We start from the raw sequence: 19,612 nt of genomic DNA on the forward strand, positions 1-19,612 counted from the left end.
TTGTCGTCCCGTCTGCGCAGTCAACGCGATTTCACTGCGCGCGTCCAGCACACAGATGCGTGAACGCCTTTGTGCTACCATTTCCTAACAAGAAGAGGCATCAGAATATGAATATTTTGCAAAGGAACTGCATATGAGCCGCCTTGATCTCTTTATTGCCCGTATGGTGTCGCAACGGGCGTGCCTCAATCATGCCGCACAGCTGACCGCGTCAATTGCGGGGCCGGTGTTTGAATTGGGACTCGGCAACGGGCGCACCTATCACCACATGTGCAGTATCTTGCCCCCGCGCGACATTCACGTGTTTGAACGCGCAGTGGCGTCACACCCCGACAGCACGCCCCCCGAAGACCGTGTGCTGTTGGGCGATGTGTTTGACACGCTGCCGCAGGCCTTGGCGCAGTTCGGGGCGACCGCGCGGCTGATCCATGCGGATCTGGGCGGGCACAATGCGCAAAAGAACGATGTTTTCGCGCGCAAAGTGTCGCCGTTGATCGCGCCCTTGCTGGCCCCCGATGGGCTGATGGTATCCAGCGACCGGATGTATTTTGAGGACCTCGAAGAGCTGCCATTGCCCGCAGATGCGGTGCCGGGGCGGTGCTTTATCTACCGTCGGTGAGTTGGGGGTGGACCGCACCTGGTGGTGATCAGGTGTAGGTGCCCACTGCGGCGGCGCGGATGGCGCGGATGTTGTCGCCGTAGGGTGCGGGGTTGCTGACTGACCCACCCCGAAACACCGCCGACCCTGCGACCAACACATCAGCCCCCGCCTTGGCAACGATAGGTGCGGTGGTTGGGTCCACGCCGCCGTCAATTTCGATATGAATGGGGCGGTCGCCGATCATGGCGCGCAACTGTTGGATTTTCGCGGTCATGTCGATGAATTTTTGCCCGCCAAAGCCGGGGTTCACCGTCATCACACAGATCAGATCAACACTGTCGAGCAATTCCGACACCGCGCTGGCCGGGGTGCCGGGGTTCAATGCAACGCCTGCCATGGCGCCCGCGCCCCGGATGGCCTGCACCGTGCGGTGAATATGAGGGCCGGCTTCTATGTGGGCGGTGATCACATCGGCCCCCGCTTGGGCAAAGGCGTCAATATAGGGGTCGACCGGCGCGATCATCAGATGCACATCCATCACGCCTTTGATGTGCGGGCGGATGGCAGCGCAGGTGGCCGGGCCAAAGGTAATGTTAGGCACGAAATGCCCGTCCATGACATCGACATGCACCCAATCGGCGCCTTGGGCTTCGATGGCCGCGCATTCGGCCCCAAAATTCGCAAAATCGGCGGCGAGGATGGACGGGGCAATCTTGATCGAGCGATCGAAGGGCATGGGGCGACCTTTGGTTATGGGGTGGAATCGGGCGTGATATAACGGTGCAAAGAGCTGCGAAGCAAGTGGCATCGGTGCTTGCGGTCAGCGTTAGGTTGGGTAAACGTTAGGGAGAACACTATCATATGGGGGGGAGACCAAGATGACACAGTTCAATCGTCGTGGCGCATTGGGCGTTCTGGGGGCTGCAACGGCTTTGGGGTTGGCCGCACCAGCTTATGCAACGGGGCGCAAAATCACCGTGGGGGCGTTGCGGTTCACCAGCCATTCCGGCACATTTGTGGCGTTTGAGCGGGATTATTTTGCGCAAGCGGGCCTTGATGTTGAATTGAAGTTCTTTCAGGCGGCGCAACCCATGGCTGTCGCGATCGCCAGCGGTGACGTGGATTACGCGATTACCGCGATATCTGGCGGTCTTGTGTCGCTGGCCGACAAGGGCGCGATCAAGGTGATTGGCGGCGCGTTATCCGAAGAAAACGGGATCGACGGTCAAAAGATCTTGGTCAGTGATGCGGCGTTTCGCGATGGCCTGACCTCACCTGCCGCGCTGAATGGCAAACAGTTCGGGATGACAACCGCGGGGTCGTCGTTCCATTATATGGGGTCTAAGATCGCCGTTTCCGAGGGCATTTCAATGTCGTTCCGGGCACTACAAAAAGTGGGTGCCATCATTGGCGCGCTGAAATCCGGGCAGATCGATGCATGGTCTATCGTGCCGCATATTGCGAAACCGTTGGCGGCCTCTGGGGCGGTGCATATCATTGGCGATGTGGCTGACTATTTGCCCAACTACCAAGTAACGACTGTGTTTACCTCGGCCAAACATGCAGCCCAAGACCGCCAGATGACCAATGACTACCTGGCAGCCTACGCGCAAGGCGTGGCGGATTATAACGCAGCGATGATCGCCCAAGATCAGGGCCAAGGTGGCGTCGATGCGATGGTCAACCTCATCCACAAATACGTCTACACGGACCGGACGCGTGCCAAAGCCGCACCATCGATTATCAACGGCACCATGCGCCTGAACGAAGGGGCCGCGTTGAACGTGACATCTGTGCGCGACCAGTTGGAATGGTTTCAATCGCGCGGGTTGGTCGATGAAAATATCGCCCTGACGACATTGCTCGACACGTCGTTTGTTGACACGGTTGGCAGTTAATCACGATGGAACTGCAGTTGCGTGGGATCAACCACAGCTACGCTGACCGCGAGGTGCTGCGCGGCATCGATCTGGATATCCCCGACGGTCAGATAGTCTGTATCGTTGGGCCGTCCGGATGCGGCAAATCTACGTTGTTGCGGATGATGGGCGGGTTGGAACAGCCAGACCAAGGGCAGGTGATCCAACAGGGTGCAGCCCCGGTGGGGTGCCTGAACCCGCTGACCTATATCTTTCAGGACTTTGCACTGCTGCCATGGCGCACGGTGGCGGGAAATGTATCGCTTGTTTTGGAAGATCACCCGATTGCTCAGGCGGATGCGCGGGCCATGGTGGCAGATGTCTTGGCCCGCACGCGGTTGACGGATTTTGCCGATGCCTTGCCGCGCCAACTGTCGGGGGGAATGAAACAACGTGTGGCGATTGCACGGGCCTTGGTGGTGAAACCAGCCGTGATGCTGATGGATGAACCACTGTCTGCGCTGGACAGCCAGACCCGCGAATTGCTGATGGAAGATTTGGTCAACCTGTGGACAACCGCCCCGTTTACAGCGGTTTATGTCACACATAATCTGGCGGAGGCCGTGCGCCTGGGGCACCGGATCGTCGTGCTATCACGCCGACCCGGCCAGATCCGAGAGATCGTTGAATTGGATAAACCACTGGCAGACCGGACCCATGGCGATAGGGATCTGGATGCGCAACAAGCGCATTTATGGGACGCGATGCGCGCCGAAGCTGCCGCCGCAGACGCAGAGCTTGTCGGGGGATAACATGACCACAAATGTTGCCTTTAGGGGGGGGGGGTTCGCACCTCAAAGACGCCGTTTCGTTGGGGTTTGCATCTTTGTCGTGCTCATTTTAGGAGCGGAATGGGGGACGCGCACAGGGGTCATCTCGGCGCTGACTTTGCCGCGCCCCAGCGATGTTTTGCAAACCTTTGCAGAGCTTTACCAGTCAGGGTTGCTCTTTCAACATATCCTGCCGTCGTTGATGCGGTTGCTTGTGGGCGCGGCGATGGGCGCGTCTATCGGGATCGCTGTGGGTTTCTTGATCGGATTGTTCTCTTTTGTGCGTGCAGGTTTGGTGCCTTTGGTGGCCGCGATCTTCCCCATTCCCAAAATCGCGCTGCTGCCGTTGTTTGTCATCTGGTTCGGGATCGATGAAGGCAGCAAATACGCGTTGATCGCGTTTGGCACCTTTACCCCGACAGTGGTGGCGACGTATGCCGCTGTGGATAATGTCGATAGGACACTGATCCGCATGGGGCAAAGCTTTGGGCTCAGCTGGTTCAGCATCGTGCGCAAAATTGTGTTGCCCGGAGCGATGCCGGGCATTCTGGCGGGGCTCCGGATCAGCCTGGCCATCGCGATCATCTTGTTGGTCGCGGCGGAAATGCTGGGTGCGGAATACGGCATCGGTGCCTATATCCTGGAGGCCGGCGCGCTGTATGATCTTGAGCGGCTCTTTGCAGGGGTCACTATTCTATCTATCTTGGGCGTGATCGTGAGTGCCGCGATCGGCGCGATTGAACGGCGCGTCTTACGCTGGCGCAACTAGACCTCGCCGCTATCCCCGCGCAGATCTGCAACCATTTGATCACGCATGATAAATTTCTGCGGCTTGCCGGTGACGGTCATCGGCAGTTCGGTTTTTAGGCAAACGTGGGTGGGCACCTTGAAATGCGCGATATTATCTTTGCAAAACAGACGGATGTCGTCAGCCGTGGCGGTCGCGGTGTCCTGCAGCACGATCCACGCGCAGACGCATTCGCCCAGCGTGTCATCGGGAACGCCAAACACCTGCGCTTGAGCGATATCGGGGTGGGTATATAGGAACTCTTCGATCTCGCGGGGGTAGATGTTTTCACCGCCGCGCAGGATCATATCCTTGACGCGCCCGGTGATACTGCAATAGCCGTCGGCGTCCAGAACGGCCAGATCGCCGGTGTGCATCCAGCCGTCGGCGTCGATGCTACCTGTGGTTTGCGCCTGTGCGCCCCAATAGCCTTTCATCACCGAATATCCGCGCGTTAGCAGCTGACCTTGATGCCCAACCGGAACGATTTGGCCGTGCTGATCGACCAGCCGAACTTCGACATGCGGATGAATGCGGCCCACCGATGACACGCGTTGATCCAACGGATCATCCACGTTGCTTTGAAACGAGACAGGCGAGGTTTCGGTCATGCCGTAGGCGATGGTTACGCCAGACATATGCATCTGCGATTGCACCTGTTTCATGACCGCGCGCGGGCAGGGGGCGCCGGCCATAATGCCGGTGCGCAGGCTGCTCAGGTCGAAGGTGTCGAAATCAGGCAACGCCAATTCGGTCACGAACATGGTCGGCACGCCAAACAGGGCCGTGCAGCGGTGGTCGGCGACGGCTTGCAGGGTCTCACGGGGGGCAAACCCTTCGCCGGGAATAACCATGGCGGCCCCTTTGGTCACGCAGCCCAACGTGCCCATGACCATGCCGAAACAGTGGTAAAAGGGCACCGGAATACACAGCCGGTCGGCCTGTGTGAAGTCCATAGCATCGCTGACAAAGCGGGCGTTGTTGAGGATGTTGTGATGGGTGAGGCTGGCGCCTTTGGGGCTGCCGGTGGTGCCGGATGTGAATTGGATGTTGATCACATCGTGCGGGTCTAACCGGGCGGTGATCGCATCAAGCTGCGCAGTGGTGGCAGTGCCAGATTTACAAATCGTATCAAAGCGATGCATGCCGGGGGGGATATCATCACCCATCACCACCACATGGCGCAGATGGGGCAACCGCTGTGCGCACAAAGGGCCTGCAGTGCGCCCCAATTCGGGCGCCAGCGCGCGCAACATGCCGGTGTAATCAGATGATTTAAACGCCCGCGCCGTGATCAGTGTACTGCAACCCACTGCGTTCAATGCGTATTCAAGCTCGGAGGTGCGGTAGGCGGGGTTGATGCAGACCAGTATGGCACCGATACGGGCCGTTGCGAATTGGGTCAGCAGCCATTCGGCGCGGTTGGGGGCCCAGATCCCGACCCGGTCGCCGGGCGTGATACCCAAGCTCAGCAACCCGCTGGCCAATTGGTCGACCGCGCGGCTGAAATCTTGGTAGGTCCACCGGATGTCTTGGGCGCAGAAAATCGCGGCCAGACGGCCCGGCCACCGCGCGGTGGTTTGGGCCAACATCGCGGGCAGGGTCATGTTCAACAATGGGGCGGACTGGTCGCCAATGACATGCGAAATACCGCCACGGGGTCGTCTGTTGTGCGCTGTCATTGCGGCCCCTTCAGGTGAATTTGCGGAACAATTTGGTCTGATCGAACATGTCTTCCAACGTCTGCATCCGCGTCTTTGTGCTGTCCCACGACAGATCCTGCACCGCTGCGATCAGGGTTTCGACCAACAACAGCGTGGTCGCGGCAGAATCCCATGCGGATGGCACCACGATCCTGCTGGAAAAACAGATATCGGCCATTTGATGCACCGGCGAGCGCCATTGATCGGTAAACAGAATAATCCGCGCGCCCCGGTCACGGGCCATTTCGGCTAGTTTCAGCGTGTTGCTTTCGTACCGCCGCACGTCGAAAATAACAAAGGTATCACCGGTTTGCACATCCAGCAGGTAATGGGGCCACGCGTTGGATGTGGATTGAATATGGGTCACATTCGGGCGGATCATCTGCATGTGCAGATACAGGTATTCGGCCATCGTGTGGGTGATGCGACCGCCCACAATATGCAGCCGGGATGTGGGGTCAGCCAGCTGCGCGCAGGCGGTATCGAAATCGCCGGTGTCGATTTGCCCCAAAGAATGGCGGATGTTGTCGATCACGGCCTCGGTGAACCGATTGAGCATGTGGCTTTGTGGTGCGCCTTCGGCCCAGGTGTCATGTTTGGCGATGGGGCTGCTGACTTGCGCTTTGAGCTCTTCGCGCAGGTCTGCCTGAAAGTCGGGGTAACCCTTGAACCCCAGTTTTTGCACCATGCGCGCGACGGTGGGTGTGGATACATCTGCATCACGGGCCAACGACGAAATAGGCCCCAAACCCGACGCCGGGTAGTTCGCCAAGATTGCATCTGCCAGTTGCCGTTCGGCGCGGGTCAGGCTGTCGAGGCGCGCTTGAATGCGGTCTGCGATGGTTAGGGTGGTGTCATCCACGGGCGGTGCCTTTATATTGACGTTTTTTATTACAGCGGGTAGCAAACTGAAAAGATCGTTTCATTATTCTGTTGACAGAATCTCGATCCGGCAAGAGATTTGTTTCAAACGGGGGTCGAATGTCGGATCAAAACGCAAATTCACACGGTGACGCGGTGGTGCAGGTTGTGCACCCGCGCGGCGCGTCGGGCATTGTGTTGGTGTGCGAACATGCTAGCCATGTTTTTCCGCCGGAATTTGACCATTTGGGGCTGACCGCCGACATGCAACGTGGCCACGCCGCGTGGGATCCGGGTGCGGTGGCGGTGGCGCGCGGGATGTCGCAACAGTTGGATGCGCCTTTGGTTGCGGGGGCGGTGTCGCGTCTGATCTACGATTGCAACCGCCCGCCCGAGGCCCCCTCGGCGATGCCTGACAGCAGCGAAGGCCGTGATATTCCCGGTAATATTGGCCTTAGCGATGACGCGCGCGCGGCCCGTGCCGCTCAGTATTATGTGCCATTTGAGGCCGCAGTGCGCCAGACGATGGATGCCGCGGACGCCCAGATTTTGGTGACGATGCATAGTTTCACGCCGGTGTTCAAGGGACAGCAGCGCGCGGTGCAGATCGGTATTTTGCACGACGATGACACACGTTTGGCTGACGCAATGCTGGCGTGCACGAAACGTCACACCGGGTTGGTCACCCAACGCAACGCGCCCTACGCGCCGCAAGACGGGGTGACCCACACGCTGAAATTACACGGGCTGGACCGGGGCATACCCAACGTCATGCTAGAGGTCCGCAACGATCTTATCGCCACACCGCAGGCGCAGGCTGGCATGGCGCAGATGCTGTCGGGTTGGCTGTGCGAAAGCATCCAAATACTAGAGGCCACACTATGACACGCATCGCCGGATTTTACGTGCGTTGGGTGGATGCCGTGAACTACCGGCTGGGCCGGATCATGATGTACGGTATCTTTGTGATGATGGCGATTTTGCTGTGGTCGTCGGTCTCCAAGACGTTCTTTTTGCCCACGCTGTGGACGCTGGAAATGGCGCAATTCGCCATGGTTGCTTATTATATTACCGGCGGGCCTTATGCGATGCAACTGGGCGCGAATGTGCGGATGGATCTGTTTTATCACGAATGGAGCGTGCGCAAAAAGGCGTGGTTTGATGCGTTTACCGTGCTGTTGTTGATCTTTTATTTGGGCGTGCTGCTCTATGGCGCGTTGGGATCCACCGCCTATTCGCTGGGTTATTGGGGCAAAGAGCCCGTCGCCTATTTCGCGGGGCTGCTCACGGGCAGCGAAGAGATCGGCCGGCTGGAACGGTCAAGCACGGCGTGGCGCCCCTATATATGGCCCGTCAAAGCGGTGATGATCGTGGGCTTTTTTCTCATGTTGCTGCAGGCGATATCCGAGTTGATCAAGGATATTGCGACTCTGCGCGAGGTTGATCTTGATGTCGTATGAACTGATCGCGATCTTGATGTTCGCGTCTATGATGCTGATGCTGATGACCGGCCAGCGGGTGTTTGGCGCCATCGGCGGGGTGGCCGCGATCGCCGCGTTGCTACTGTGGACGCCGGGCGGCGTGAATATCCCGTTTTCCAGCGCGATGAAGCTGATGAAATGGTACCCGCTGCTGACGCTGCCGATGTTTATTTTCATGGGCTACGTGCTGTCAGAAAGCAAGATCGCCGACGACCTGTACAAGATGTTTCACGTCTGGATGGGCCCGGTGTCGGGCGGGCTGGCGATCGGGACGATCGGGTTGATGGTGCTGGTGTCCGCGATGAACGGTCTCAGCGTGGCGGGCATGGCCATTGGTGCCACTATCGCGCTGCCGGAATTGCTGCGCCGGGGGTACGATAAACGGATGGTCACAGGGGTGATCCAGGCGGGGTCGTCCTTGGGTATTTTGGTGCCGCCGTCGGTGGTGCTGGTGCTCTATGCGATGATCGCGCGGCAACCTGTGGGGCAGTTGTGGTTGGCGGGCGTGGTGCCGGGGCTGATGATGGCGGCGGCGTTCATTCTATATATCTACCTGCGCTGCAAGGCGAACCCCAGCTTGGGCCCAGTTTTGCCGCTCGAAGAACGCACGGTGTCAACGGCCGAGAAAATACGCCTACTAAGCGCGGGCCTGCTGCCCATCGGGATTTTCATGGCGATGATGGTGCCGTTTGTGAACGGTTGGACGTCGCTGGTCGAAAGCTCGGCGATTGGGGCGTTGACGGCGCTTGCCGCGGCCGTTCTGAAGGGCCGCATGACCAAAGCGGTGTTTGAAACGTCGGTTCGGCAGACGCTGGCGATTTCTTGCATGTTTATGTGGATAATTCTCGCCGCCCTCGGGTTTGGTGCGGTTTTCGACGGTTTGGGTGCGGTTAAAGCGATAGATCAGTTGTTTACGGACCAGCTGGGCTTGAACCCCTGGATGATCCTGATCTTGATGCAGCTGTCATTTCTGATCATGGGTACCTTTCTGGATGACACAGCGATGCTGGTGATTGTCGCGCCGCTGTACGTGCCCTTGGTGGCCGCCCTTGGGTTTGATCTGATCTGGTACGGGGTGCTTTATACCATCACCACGCAGATCGCTTATATGACGCCGCCGTTCGGATATAACCTGTTTTTGATGCGCGCGATGGCCCCCCCCGAGATCACGATGAAAGACATCTACGGATCTATCTTGCCGTTTGTTATAGTGATGCTGGGGTGTCTTGCACTGATCATGACCTTCCCGCAGATCGCCCTTTGGCTGCCAGAATACGTATACGGAAAATAACCAAGACCCCGACGAGACGGGGCGTTCAACCCCACAAGGAGTAAGACCATGACAACCAGACGTAAGTTTATCACCACAGCTGCGGTGGGTGCCGCCGCCGCCCCGCTGGCCGCCCCGGCGCTGGCACAATCGACCATTCGCTGGCGGATGCAGACCTATGCGGGCTCGTCGCTGGCCGAACACGTGATCAAACCGGCGATCGACAGCTTTAACAAGATCGCGGGCGACCGCATGCAGATCGAACTGTTCTTTGCGGACCAGCTGGTGCCCACCGGCGAATTGTTCCGGGCCATGCAAAACGGCACCATCGACGCGGTGCAATCGGATGACGACAGCATGGCATCGCCCACCGATGTCACCGTGTTTGGCGGCTATTTCCCATTCGCATCGCGCTATAGCCTCGATGTGCCGGTGCTGTTCAACCAATACGGCCTGAACGAGATCTGGGACGAAGAATATTCCAAAGTTGGCGTCAAACACATCAGCGCCGGCGCGTGGGATCCGTGCCATTTTGCGACCAAAGACCCGATCAACAGCTTGGCGGACCTTAAAGGCAAACGCGTCTTCACCTTCCCCACGGCGGGTCGGTTCCTGACGCAATTCGGTGTCGTACCTGTGACCTTGCCATGGGAAGATATCGAAGTGGCGATGCAAACCGGCGAACTGGACGGTATCGCGTGGTCGGGCATCACCGAAGACTACACCGTTGGCTGGGCAGACGTGACCAACTATTTCCTGACAAACAACATCTCGGGCGCTTGGGCAGGGTCGTTCTTTGCAAACATGGAAAGCTACAATGCGCTGCCTGACGACCTGAAAGAACTGCTGAAGGTTTGCATGGATCAGTCGCATTATTACCGTCAGTGGTGGTATTGGGGTGGCGAGGCCAACCTGCGTGTGAACGGCTCCAAAATGCAGCTGACGACGATCCCTGATGAAGAATGGCAGCAGGTCGAAGACGCGGCCCTGAAATTCTGGGACGAAATCGCCGCTGAATCCGAGACCAAGGCGAAGGTCGTTGATATCTTTAAGAAATACAATGCCGACATGGTCAAGGCTGGACGGCCCTACCGCTACGGTTAACACATTTTGGGGGCGGCACGGGTCGCCCCCAACCTACATCAGGATGGAACAACACCTCATGGCTGGCACGTTGAGTTTTGAGCAACTGAAATCGCAGGTTGCAGAGGGCAGTATCGATACGGTGCTGGCCTGTTTTGTGGATATGCAGGGCCGTTTGATGGGCAAACGTTTCCATGCGGCGAATTTTATCGACCATTCCCATGCGGAAACGCACTGTTGCAACTATTTGCTGGCCACGGACCTCGAAATGGCGACGCCCGATGGGTATGCCAGCACATCGTGGCAATCGGGCTATGGCGATTACGTCATGCAACCCGACCTGACGACGATCCGGCCGATGCCGTGGTTGGAGGGCACCGCGATGGTGTTGTGTGACATCTTGGATCATCGCACCCATGCGCCGGTTCCACATGATCCGCGCGCGATTTTGAAAAAGCAGATTGCCCGGCTAGAGGCTTTAGGTTTGACGCCTAAGATGGCGACAGAACTGGAATTTTTCCTGTTCGAGCAGAGCTATGATGAGATCCGCAAAAGCGAGTTCCGTGATCTGACGCCGATCAGCGGGTATAACGAAGATTACAACATTTTGCAGACCACCAAAGAAGAGGCGGTCATGCGCCCCCTGCGCAATCATCTTTATGCTGCAGGTATTCCGATCGAGAACAGCAAGGGCGAGGCCGAGACCGGTCAGGAAGAGCTGAACATCCGCTATGCTGCGGCGCTGGATTGTGCTGATAACCATTCAATCGCGAAGCATGCGATCAAAGAAATCGCGTGGCAACAAGGCCGTGCGGCGAGTTTCTTACCCAAATGGGCGGCGGACAAAGTCGGCAGTTCCAGCCACGTGCATCAATCGTTGTGGCAGGGCGATACGCCTGCGTTTTACGATGCGTCGGGTGATTTGGGCATGTCGGAACTGATGCGACACTATATGGCGGGTCTGATCGCCTATGCGCCTGATTACACGTTCTTTTTGGCCCCTTATGTGAACAGTTACAAACGGTTTTCCAAGGGGACATTCGCGCCCACCAAGACCGTATGGTCTGTCGACAATCGCACCGCTGGGTTCCGTTTGTGTGGTGATGGCACCAAAGGTGTGCGGGTCGAATGCCGCATCGGTGGGTCGGATCTGAACCCTTATCTGGCGCAGGCCGCGATGTTGGCGGCGGGGATCAAGGGCGTCGAAGACAAGATGGATCTGGCACGGCCCACCACCGGCGACGTTTATGAAGACGCCAAAGCCGCAGACATTCCCCAAACCTTGCGTGCTGCGACCGAAACCCTGCGCGGGTCGGCGATGTTGCGTGCGGCGATGGGTGACGATGTTATTGACCACTACACCCGCTGCGCCGAATGGGAGCAGGAAGAATTTGACCGCGCCGTGACCGATTGGGAAATCGCGCGCGGCTTTGAAAGGGCATAAGCCATGACGATCACTTGTATTTCGCCCATCGACGGGTCGACCTATGTCAGCCGCGCCGTGTTGACCGAATTTGAGGCCGCCGAAGCGGTTGCCAAAGCCAAAGCGGCGCAACTGGCCTGGGCCGAGCGCCCTTTGCAAGACCGGATCGATCTGGTCTCGGCCGGTGTCGCCAATGTGGGCGCGATGAACGACGACATCGTACCGGAACTGGCCTGGCAGATGGGGCGTCCGGTGCGCTATGGCGGCGAATTTGGCGGGTTCGAGGAACGCGCAACCCATATGGCGCAGTTGGCCCAAGAGGCGCTGGCCCCTCTTGAGGTTGAGGACAGCGCTGCGTTTAAACGAGTGATCAAGCGTGTGCCACATGGTGTGGTGTTGGTGGTCGCACCGTGGAATTATCCATATATGACAGCGATTAACACCGTGGCGCCAGCGTTGATCGCGGGCAATGCGGTGATGTTGAAACACGCCAGCCAAACCCCTTTGGTGGGCGAAGGGATGGCGCGGGCGTTCCATGCGGCAGGTATCCCCGAAGAGGTGTTTCAGAATGTGTTTCTTGACCATCAAACGACTTCGGCACTGATCGCTGACCGGGCTTTTGGGTTTGTGAATTTCACTGGGTCCGTTGGCGGCGGCAAGGCGATGGAAGCCGCTGCACAAGGCACATTCACCGGGTTGGGGCTGGAATTGGGCGGCAAAGACCCCGGATATGTGACCGATGACGCAGATGTTGATGCGGCCGCCGAAACCTTGATTGATGGTGCGATGTTCAATTCTGGGCAGTGCTGCTGTGGGATCGAACGGATTTATGTCGCCGAGGCGTTGTTCGACCGGTTTGTGGATAAAGCCGTCTCGATCGTAGAATCGTACAAGCTTGGCAATCCGCTGGACGCGGAGACAACGTTGGGCCCGATGGCACAGGCGCGGTTCGCTGATGAGGTGCGTGCCCAAACCGCCGAGGCTGTCGCTGCGGGCGCTAAGGCGTTGATTGATCCAGCATTGTTCCCGCAGGACGGCGGTGCCTATCTGATGCCGCAGATCTTGGTTGATGTGGATCATTCCATGCGTGTGATGCGCGAGGAAAGCTTTGGCCCGGTTGTGGGCATCATGCCTGTACGCGACGACGCCGAAGCGATCCGCCTGATGAACGACAGCGACTTTGGCCTGACTGCGTCCGTCTGGACAGCGGATGCTGCGCGTGCCGAGGCCATTGGCGATGCGCTCGAAACCGGGACCGTGTTCATGAACCGTGCCGATTACCTTGATCCGGGCTTGTGCTGGACGGGGTGCAAGGATACGGGCCGGGGCGGCGGGCTGTCGGTCATTGGATATCACAATCTGACACGCCCCAAATCATACCACCTGAAAAAGGCCTGATCCGATGACGTTGACAGCAAACTGGTCCTACCCCACCGCAATCCGTTTCGGTGCCGGACGCATATCCGAAATTGCCGAGGCCTGCGCGGCGGCTGGCATCACCAAACCTCTCTTGGTCACTGACAAAGGGTTGGCGGACCTGCCGATTACACAAAATACGTTGGAACTGCTGACCGTAGCCGGTTTGGGCCGTGCGATGTTTTCTGACGTTGACCCAAACCCCACCGAAATCAATGCCGCAGAAGGCGTGCGCATCTACCGCGAAGGTGGGCATGACGGTGTGGTGGCTTTTGGCGGCGGTTCGGGGTTGGACCTTGGCAAGGTGATCGCCTTTATGGCAGGGCAAACCCGGCCTTTGTGGGATTTCGAAGATATCGACGACTGGTGGTCGCGCGCGGATCCAGATGCGATAGCGCCCATCGTGGCGGTGCCGACCACGGCAGGCACCGGATCAGAAGTGGGGCGCGCAAGTGTCATCACCAATTCCGAAACCCACGAGAAAAAGATCATTTTCCACCCCAAAATTCTGCCGGCAGTTGTGATCTGCGACCCTGAATTGACCGTGGGCATGCCGCCCATGATTACGGCAGGGACGGGCATGGATGCATTCGCCCATTGCCTCGAGGCGTATTGTTCGCCGCACTACCATCCGATGTCTCAGGGGATGGCTTTGGAAGGTATGCGGCTGGTCAAGGACAACCTTTTGTTGGCCTATGAAGATGGCACAAATCTGGTGGCACGGGCGCATATGATGTCGGCGGCCGCGATGGGGGCCACGGCGTTTCAAAAGGGACTGGGCGCGATCCATGCGTTGTCTCATCCGATTGGCGCGGTCCACCACACCCACCACGGCACAACCAACGCCGTCGTGATGCAGCAAGTGTTGATGTTTAACCGCCCCAAGGTGCGCAAACACCTTGCGCGCGCCGCGAACTACCTCAGCATCTCGGGCGGGTTTGACGGGTTCCACGCGTTTGTGGGGGAATTGAACCAAAAGTTGAATATTCCCAAGAATCTGACCGATCTCGGTGTAAAAGACCCCAATATTGACGCGCTTGTAGCATCTGCTTTGCAGGACCCCAGCGTTGGGGGGAACCCTGTCAAGATGACCGTAAAGAACACTACAGACCTGTTGGAGGCGTGTTTCTAGACGTCACACGTACCAGATCGCCCGGCGGATCAGGTTGATCCCCATTACGGCAAACACCACTAAAATCGCTGTTCGGAACCCGGTTCCGGACAGCCGGTTCCGCACTTTTTCGCCCAGAGTAAAGCCGATCAGCGTTGGGATCAGCATCGCGATAGAAACACCGGCAAGCGGCCCCGTCATGAACCCCAGCTGAATATACGTCACGCACAGGGGCAGGCTGCCTACGAAAATCAGAAAACCAGTGGCACGCACGAACTCGTCTTTGTCCACCTGTTTTGTCGCCAAATACATCGCGATAGGGGCCCCCCAACCGGCCGTCATGCCGCCCACAACACCTGCCAGAACGCCAAACCCGATTTGCGCATGACGGTCATATTTGGCGGCCAGCGGTGGCACCAAGCCGCGCCAAGACATCACCACAAAAAACAAAATAACGGCCCCCAAAATCGCCAGCAGGGCGCGGTCGCCTGTGTCTTGCGTGGCGAAGACTGTCGAGGCGACGCCAACAAACAACACCACTGCAAAGACGCGGTAACGGCGCACCGTTCGCCACAGCTGACCCGCCCGCAGGACCTGCCACGCGTTTGAGCCCAACATCGGAAACAGCACCAGCGCAATCGCCGTGCGTGGGTCCAGCACCAGCGTCATCAACGCAATTGCGGCTGTTGGCATGCCAATCCCGGCCAACCCTTTGACCGCGCCCGCAAAAAGAAACGCGGCGCCTGCCACATAAAACAACGTCAAATAATCCAAGGATGGCCGTCCAATCGTGAGTGCGCGCAGGGCAATTTTCGGGACCGTCACCCCAAATTGACGTGGTGTCAATGACGACAGGCAGCGCCCGTTTGCAACAGACGCCTGTTGCGTTTCGTCGCACGGGGCCTGACGTTGAGGGTGGTCGTATTATTTACCAGTCAGTGAAGCGCGATGTGTGCGCAAAAATTGCCGAGGGTAGACCGATGGACACGTTGTTATTGTCTCGCATTCAGTTTGGCGCGAATATTTCGTTCCATATTTTGTTTCCGACGATCACGATTGCTTTGGGGTGGGTGCTTTTGTTCTTCAAACTGCGTTTCAACGCGACCGGAGACCAAAAATGGATGGATGCCTATATGTTTTGGGTCAAGGTCTTTGCCTTGTCCTTTGCGATGGGTGTTGTGTCGGGCATCACAATGTCTTTTCAGTTCGGCACAAACTGGCCCGGATTTATGGAAACCGTCGGCAATGTTGCGGGGCCCTTGTTGGCCTACGAAGTCATGACCGCGTTCTTTCTAGAGGCGGTGTTTTTAGGGATCATGTTGTTTGGGGCCTCGCGGGTCAAACCTTGGGTGCACACGCTGGCCACGTTTTTGGTGGCCTTCGGTACAACGATGTCGACCTTCTGGATCATCGTGCTGAATTCGTGGATGCACACGCCGCAAGGGTTTGAACTGCGCGATGGCGTTGTGTTTGCAACCAACTGGTGGGACATCATTTTTAACCCGTCGATGCCGTACCGATTGGTGCATATGGTGCTGGCCTCGGGGCTGACGGTGGCCTTTTTGGTGGCGGGTATTTCGGCGCTGCGGCTGCTGTGGGGCGACCGGGCCGAGAACGTGAAATCAACCTTGCGGTTTGGGATCGTCACGGCGGCGTTGCTGATCCCGTTGCAGATTGTCGCGGGGGATTTCCACGGGCTGAACACGCTGGAACACCAGCCTGCAAAAGTTGCGGCGATGGAAGGCAACTGGGACACGAGGCCCAACGTGCCATTGGTGCTATTTGCGATCCCCGACGAGGCCGCGCGCGAAAACCGGTTTGAGATCGGCATCCCCAATGGCGCCTCGCTGATTTTGACACACAAGACCGACGGCGTGGTGCCCGGATTGAACGATTTTGTCGCCGAAGACGGTACCGTCCTGCACCCGCGCGTGGCGCCTGTGTTCTTTAGTTTCCGCATCATGGTGGGGACGGGCATGGCGATGTTGGCGCTGTCTTGGGGAGGGCTGTGGCTGTTGCGGCGATACGGTGCGGGCGACATGCCCCGGTTGCCGCTTTATGGGTTCGCCGCGATGAGCTTTAGCGGCTGGGTCGCCACGCTCGCGGGTTGGTACACCACCGAAATTGGACGCCAGCCGTGGTTGGTGCAAGGCGTTCTGTCGACCAAAGACGCGGTGGGCGATGTGCCCGCAGGCATGGTTTTGGGCACGTTGATCGGCTATCTGGTGATCTACGCGGCGCTGATCTTTGCCTATATCGCGGTCATCACCTATTTGGCGCGCAAAGCGTCGCGCGGCGATCCGCTGTCGTCGCGGAAATACCCGCGCCGGGGTGAAACCGATATGCCGCTATTGCGGCCGGGGGAATAAGACATGGATGTGTTTGGTGATCCGGCCATTTGGCTGCCGTGGAGCTTTGCGGCCCTTATGGGGCTGTCCATTCTGATCTACGTGATCTTGGATGGGTTTGATCTGGGGGTGGGGCTGCTGATGCCTCTGGCCGATGACAGCGAAAAAGACCGTTTGGTGGCGTCGATCGGCCCCTTTTGGGATGCGAACGAAACATGGCTGGTTTTGGCGATCGGGCTGTTGCTGGTGGCCTTTCCCCCCGCGCATGGGGTGATCCTGACGGCGTTATACCTGCCGGTTTTTGTAATGCTGGTCGGGCTGATCCTGCGCGGAGTGTCGTTTGAATTTCGCGCCAAGGCGCCCATTGCGCAAAAACCACGTTGGAATTTTGCGTTTTTCGCCGGGTCGCTTCTGGCATCAATGAGCCAAGGGTTCATGTTGGGCATGTATGTTATGGGGCTGACGTGGACGCTCCCACATGTGGTGTTTGCGCTGCTGACGTCGGTGTTTTTGACCGTCGGGTATAGTTTTATCGGCGCGGCGTGGTTGATCGCGAAAACAGACGGGCCGTTGCAGGCGCGTGCTGTTGGCTGGGCGCGCGGCGGGATCTGGGGGCTGATCCTTGGGATGCTGGCGATTTCACTGGCGACACCGTTTGTCAGCACGCGGATCTTTGACAAGTGGTTCAGCATGCCTGAATTTCTATACCTGTCGCCTCTGCCGATTTTGTCGTTGTCGTTGGTGGCCTATGTGTGGTGGCACCTGCGCCGTTTGCCCGAAGGCCGCGCGCCATGGGGGCCGTTTGCGGCAGCGATGGCGCTGTTTGCGCTGGCGTTTGGGGGGATGGCGTATTCGTTTTACCCCTATGTGGTGCCCGAACAGATCACCATCTATGATGCCGCCGCCGCCCCAGAAAGCCTGTTTATCATCCTGATTGGCACGCTTTTTGTGTTGCCGGCGATCTTGGGGTACACGGTGTTGTCATACTACATTTTCCGGGGCAAGGCGACCGAACTGCGGTATGATTGACCCCCACCGCAAAAATGGCCTTCTCCTTTTGGGGGAAGGCACTTAGCATCCGACCTGAATGTGAAACACCCGCAGGCAGGCCCCTATATGACACGCGACCCTTTTGGCACGTTGGATGGCGTAGATGTCGCGGCGGTGACCCTGTCAAACGGCGGGCTGACGGCGCGGTTTATCACCTATGGCGCGCGGTTGACGCAACTGTGGGTACCAGATGCGATCGGCACGCGGGCAGATGTGGTTTTGGGGTTCGATGATCTGCAAGGATACGTGCAGGGCGGTGGGTATCTGGGGGCGGTGTGCGGCCAATATGCCAACCGTGTCGCCAACGGCCAGTGCCGCGTGGCGGGCCACCCTGTACATCTGGACACCAACGAAGGCGTACATCATCTTCACGGTGGATCGCACGGATTTGACAGTAAAATATGGGAAATCACAGCGCTGGCTGACCATAGCGTGACGTTTTCGGCGGTGTCCGAAGATGGCGAAATGGGGTTTCCCGGTCGGTCGTGCCTGACGGCGCGCTATACCCTGACGCCCGATGCCGCGCTCGACATCGAACTGACCGCCGATACCGATGCGCCAACCCTGATGAACATGACCAACCACGCCTATTTCAATCTGGCCGGGTACACGGGGGGCGATGTTTTAGGGCACCACCTTGGGATCGCCAGCGGGTTTTACACCCCGGTGAACGACGCCCTTTTGGCAACAGGCGAGGTGCGGCATGTCGGTGGCACCCCCTATGATTTTCAAACGTCCAAACCCATCGGGCAGGATATAGTCCCCCTGTGTCCGGTGATGGGCGACGGTGGGTATGACCACAATTGGTGCCTTAATCCGTGCCAAAACGCGGTGCGCTTATTTGACCCCGGATCGGGGCGGCGCATGACGCTGACGACCACAGAGCCCGGCGTGCAGGTCTATACCGGTGGGGCGTTCGATGGTCAGGCACGCGGCAAGGGCGGCCACCCGCTGCATCGGTTTGCGGGCGTCGCGCTAGAGCCGCAAAAGTACCCGTGTTCGCCGAATTTCGCGCATTTCCCCGATGCGACCCTGTGGCCAGGGCAAATCTACCGTCACCACACGCGGTTACAGTTTAGCGCGGACGCGCATTAACCTTTTGGACCGACGGCGGCAAATAGGTCTGGATCTGCCCAATGGTCAAACCGGTGGGCGCATCCGTCATTCGGCAAGGGCGCATTCAGATAGCCCTGCGTGTATAGCCAAAATTCCACACCGGCGGCGCGGGCGGTGTTGTGGTCAATCAGGCTGTCGCCCACATAAATGACGTCTTGGGGCTGTGCGCCCAGATCTGCGATGGTTTTGTGCAACATGGCCGGGTCCGGCTTGCGGGGCAGATCGGGGGTGGCCCCGACGATGCTGTCGAAAAACGTCGAAATCCCCAGCGCGTCGCAGATCTGGTTGGTGGGGGCTTGGGGTTTGTTGGTGCACAGCCCCAATGTGACCCGGCGGTCCTTGAGCCCACCGAGCTGCGCGAGCACCCCGTTGTAGGGTTTGGTCAGCGCCACGCCATTTGCGGTGTAGACATCAAGAAACCGGTCCAGTGTGGCGCGGTGCAGCGCCGCGTTGCTGCCGCCTGTCGCGATCAACCCACGTTCTACCAGTTTTTCAACGCCGTTGCCGATAAACGAAATGACACGCGTCAGATCAAGCGGCCCCCGCTCAAGCGGGTAGAGAGCGGCATTGAGGGCGGCGTGCAGGTCGGGCGCGCTGTGGATCAGCGTACCATCGAGATCAAAGATGAGCGTGGTTTTGGTGTGCATGACTTGGCATAACGCGGCACGGCGTC

The 19,612-nt window shown here is 58.4% G+C and carries 19 protein-coding genes; 14 read left to right on the forward strand and 5 right to left on the reverse strand.

Translation table 11 applies throughout. The features are described 5' to 3' along the window. The first annotated feature begins 133 nt into the window (after window positions 1-133). Entirely contained in the window at window positions 134-619 is a 486-nt protein-coding gene (locus tag ABJH13_RS12975) for a class I SAM-dependent methyltransferase (protein WP_348406635.1), read from the forward strand. Window positions 620-647: 28 nt separating this feature from the next. Here the strand turns inward: ABJH13_RS12975 and rpe are convergent, their stop codons facing one another. Next, the gene (gene rpe / locus ABJH13_RS12980) at window positions 648-1,337 is read right to left on the reverse strand and encodes a ribulose-phosphate 3-epimerase (RefSeq protein ID WP_348406636.1); all 690 of its coding nucleotides are present in this window, start codon (window positions 1,335-1,337) and stop codon (window positions 648-650) included. A 142-nt stretch (window positions 1,338-1,479) separates the two neighbouring features. Between rpe and ABJH13_RS12985 the strand changes: the two genes are divergently transcribed. From ABJH13_RS12985 to ABJH13_RS12995, 3 genes are read left to right on the forward strand one after another with little or no spacing between them, the layout of a single operon-like run. After that, on the forward strand, window positions 1,480-2,499 hold the full coding sequence (locus ABJH13_RS12985; protein WP_348406637.1) for an ABC transporter substrate-binding protein: 1,020 nt from the start codon (window positions 1,480-1,482) through the stop codon (window positions 2,497-2,499). Between the two features lie 5 nt (window positions 2,500-2,504). Further along, a complete protein-coding gene (locus ABJH13_RS12990; protein ID WP_348406638.1) occupies window positions 2,505-3,272 on the forward strand; it encodes an ABC transporter ATP-binding protein in 768 nt (255 codons plus the stop codon). A gap of 1 nt (window position 3,273) precedes the next feature. Beyond that, window positions 3,274-4,059, forward strand: a complete 786-nt coding sequence (locus ABJH13_RS12995; RefSeq protein ID WP_348406639.1) for an ABC transporter permease — start codon at window positions 3,274-3,276, stop codon at window positions 4,057-4,059. Here the strand turns inward: ABJH13_RS12995 and ABJH13_RS13000 are convergent. Further along, entirely contained in the window at window positions 4,056-5,759 is a 1,704-nt protein-coding gene (locus ABJH13_RS13000) for an AMP-binding protein (RefSeq protein WP_348406640.1), read from the reverse strand. The genes ABJH13_RS12995 and ABJH13_RS13000 overlap by 4 nt on opposite strands. A 10-nt stretch (window positions 5,760-5,769) precedes the next feature. Further along, entirely contained in the window at window positions 5,770-6,642 is an 873-nt protein-coding gene (locus ABJH13_RS13005; RefSeq protein ID WP_348406641.1) for a MurR/RpiR family transcriptional regulator, read from the reverse strand. Between the two features lie 119 nt (window positions 6,643-6,761). On the opposite strand from ABJH13_RS13005, the gene ABJH13_RS13010 reads away from it, so the two are divergent. Genes ABJH13_RS13010 through ABJH13_RS13040 form a run of 7 tightly spaced genes read left to right on the forward strand, consistent with a single transcriptional unit; the run spans window position 6,762 to window position 14,446 of the window. Next, window positions 6,762-7,526, forward strand: a complete 765-nt coding sequence (locus tag ABJH13_RS13010; RefSeq protein ID WP_348406642.1) for an N-formylglutamate amidohydrolase — start codon at window positions 6,762-6,764, stop codon at window positions 7,524-7,526. Further along, window positions 7,523-8,101, forward strand: coding sequence for a TRAP transporter small permease subunit (locus tag ABJH13_RS13015; protein ID WP_348406643.1), 579 nt, complete (start codon window positions 7,523-7,525; stop codon window positions 8,099-8,101). The genes ABJH13_RS13010 and ABJH13_RS13015 overlap by 4 nt, the downstream gene beginning before the upstream one ends. Then, the gene (locus ABJH13_RS13020; RefSeq protein WP_348406644.1) at window positions 8,091-9,413 is read left to right on the forward strand and encodes a TRAP transporter large permease subunit; all 1,323 of its coding nucleotides are present in this window, start codon (window positions 8,091-8,093) and stop codon (window positions 9,411-9,413) included. The genes ABJH13_RS13015 and ABJH13_RS13020 overlap by 11 nt, the downstream gene beginning before the upstream one ends. A gap of 48 nt (window positions 9,414-9,461) precedes the next feature. After that, complete coding sequence (locus ABJH13_RS13025; protein ID WP_348406645.1) at window positions 9,462-10,496, forward strand: TRAP transporter substrate-binding protein; 1,035 nt, start codon at window positions 9,462-9,464, stop codon at window positions 10,494-10,496. 58 nt (window positions 10,497-10,554) lie between these two features. Further along, the gene (locus ABJH13_RS13030) at window positions 10,555-11,919 is read left to right on the forward strand and encodes a glutamine synthetase family protein (protein WP_348406646.1); all 1,365 of its coding nucleotides are present in this window, start codon (window positions 10,555-10,557) and stop codon (window positions 11,917-11,919) included. A gap of 3 nt (window positions 11,920-11,922) precedes the next feature. Beyond that, entirely contained in the window at window positions 11,923-13,296 is a 1,374-nt protein-coding gene (locus tag ABJH13_RS13035) for an aldehyde dehydrogenase family protein (protein ID WP_348406647.1), read from the forward strand. 4 nt (window positions 13,297-13,300) lie between these two features. Beyond that, window positions 13,301-14,446 carry an iron-containing alcohol dehydrogenase gene (locus ABJH13_RS13040; RefSeq protein WP_348406648.1) on the forward strand — a complete coding sequence of 382 codons (1,146 nt, stop codon included), beginning with the start codon at window positions 13,301-13,303 and terminating at the stop codon, window positions 14,444-14,446. A 3-nt stretch (window positions 14,447-14,449) separates the two neighbouring features. Here the strand turns inward: ABJH13_RS13040 and ABJH13_RS13045 are convergent, their stop codons facing one another. Continuing rightward, window positions 14,450-15,199, reverse strand: a complete 750-nt coding sequence (locus tag ABJH13_RS13045; protein WP_348406649.1) for a sulfite exporter TauE/SafE family protein — start codon at window positions 15,197-15,199, stop codon at window positions 14,450-14,452. Window positions 15,200-15,405: 206 nt separating this feature from the next. Between ABJH13_RS13045 and ABJH13_RS13050 the strand changes: the two genes are divergently transcribed. The 3 genes from ABJH13_RS13050 (at window position 15,406) to ABJH13_RS13060 (ending at window position 18,918) form a co-directional block, all read left to right on the forward strand. Then, window positions 15,406-16,794 (forward strand): cytochrome ubiquinol oxidase subunit I, encoded by a 1,389-nt coding sequence (locus ABJH13_RS13050; RefSeq protein WP_348406650.1) that lies wholly within the window; start codon window positions 15,406-15,408, stop codon window positions 16,792-16,794. Window positions 16,795-16,797: 3 nt separating this feature from the next. Beyond that, window positions 16,798-17,802 (forward strand): cytochrome d ubiquinol oxidase subunit II, encoded by a 1,005-nt coding sequence (locus tag ABJH13_RS13055; RefSeq protein ID WP_348406651.1) that lies wholly within the window; start codon window positions 16,798-16,800, stop codon window positions 17,800-17,802. Window positions 17,803-17,889: 87 nt separating this feature from the next. Beyond that, complete coding sequence (locus tag ABJH13_RS13060) at window positions 17,890-18,918, forward strand: aldose epimerase family protein (protein ID WP_348406652.1); 1,029 nt, start codon at window positions 17,890-17,892, stop codon at window positions 18,916-18,918. Here the strand turns inward: ABJH13_RS13060 and ABJH13_RS13065 are convergent. Then, a complete protein-coding gene (locus ABJH13_RS13065; RefSeq protein ID WP_348406653.1) occupies window positions 18,915-19,586 on the reverse strand; it encodes an HAD-IA family hydrolase in 672 nt (223 codons plus the stop codon). The two genes, ABJH13_RS13060 and ABJH13_RS13065, sit on opposite strands and share 4 nt — an antisense overlap. Window positions 19,587-19,612: the final 26 nt, after the last annotated feature.

The organism is Roseobacter sp. (assembly GCF_039970775.1).
Taxonomy (GTDB): domain Bacteria; phylum Pseudomonadota; class Alphaproteobacteria; order Rhodobacterales; family Rhodobacteraceae; genus Roseobacter.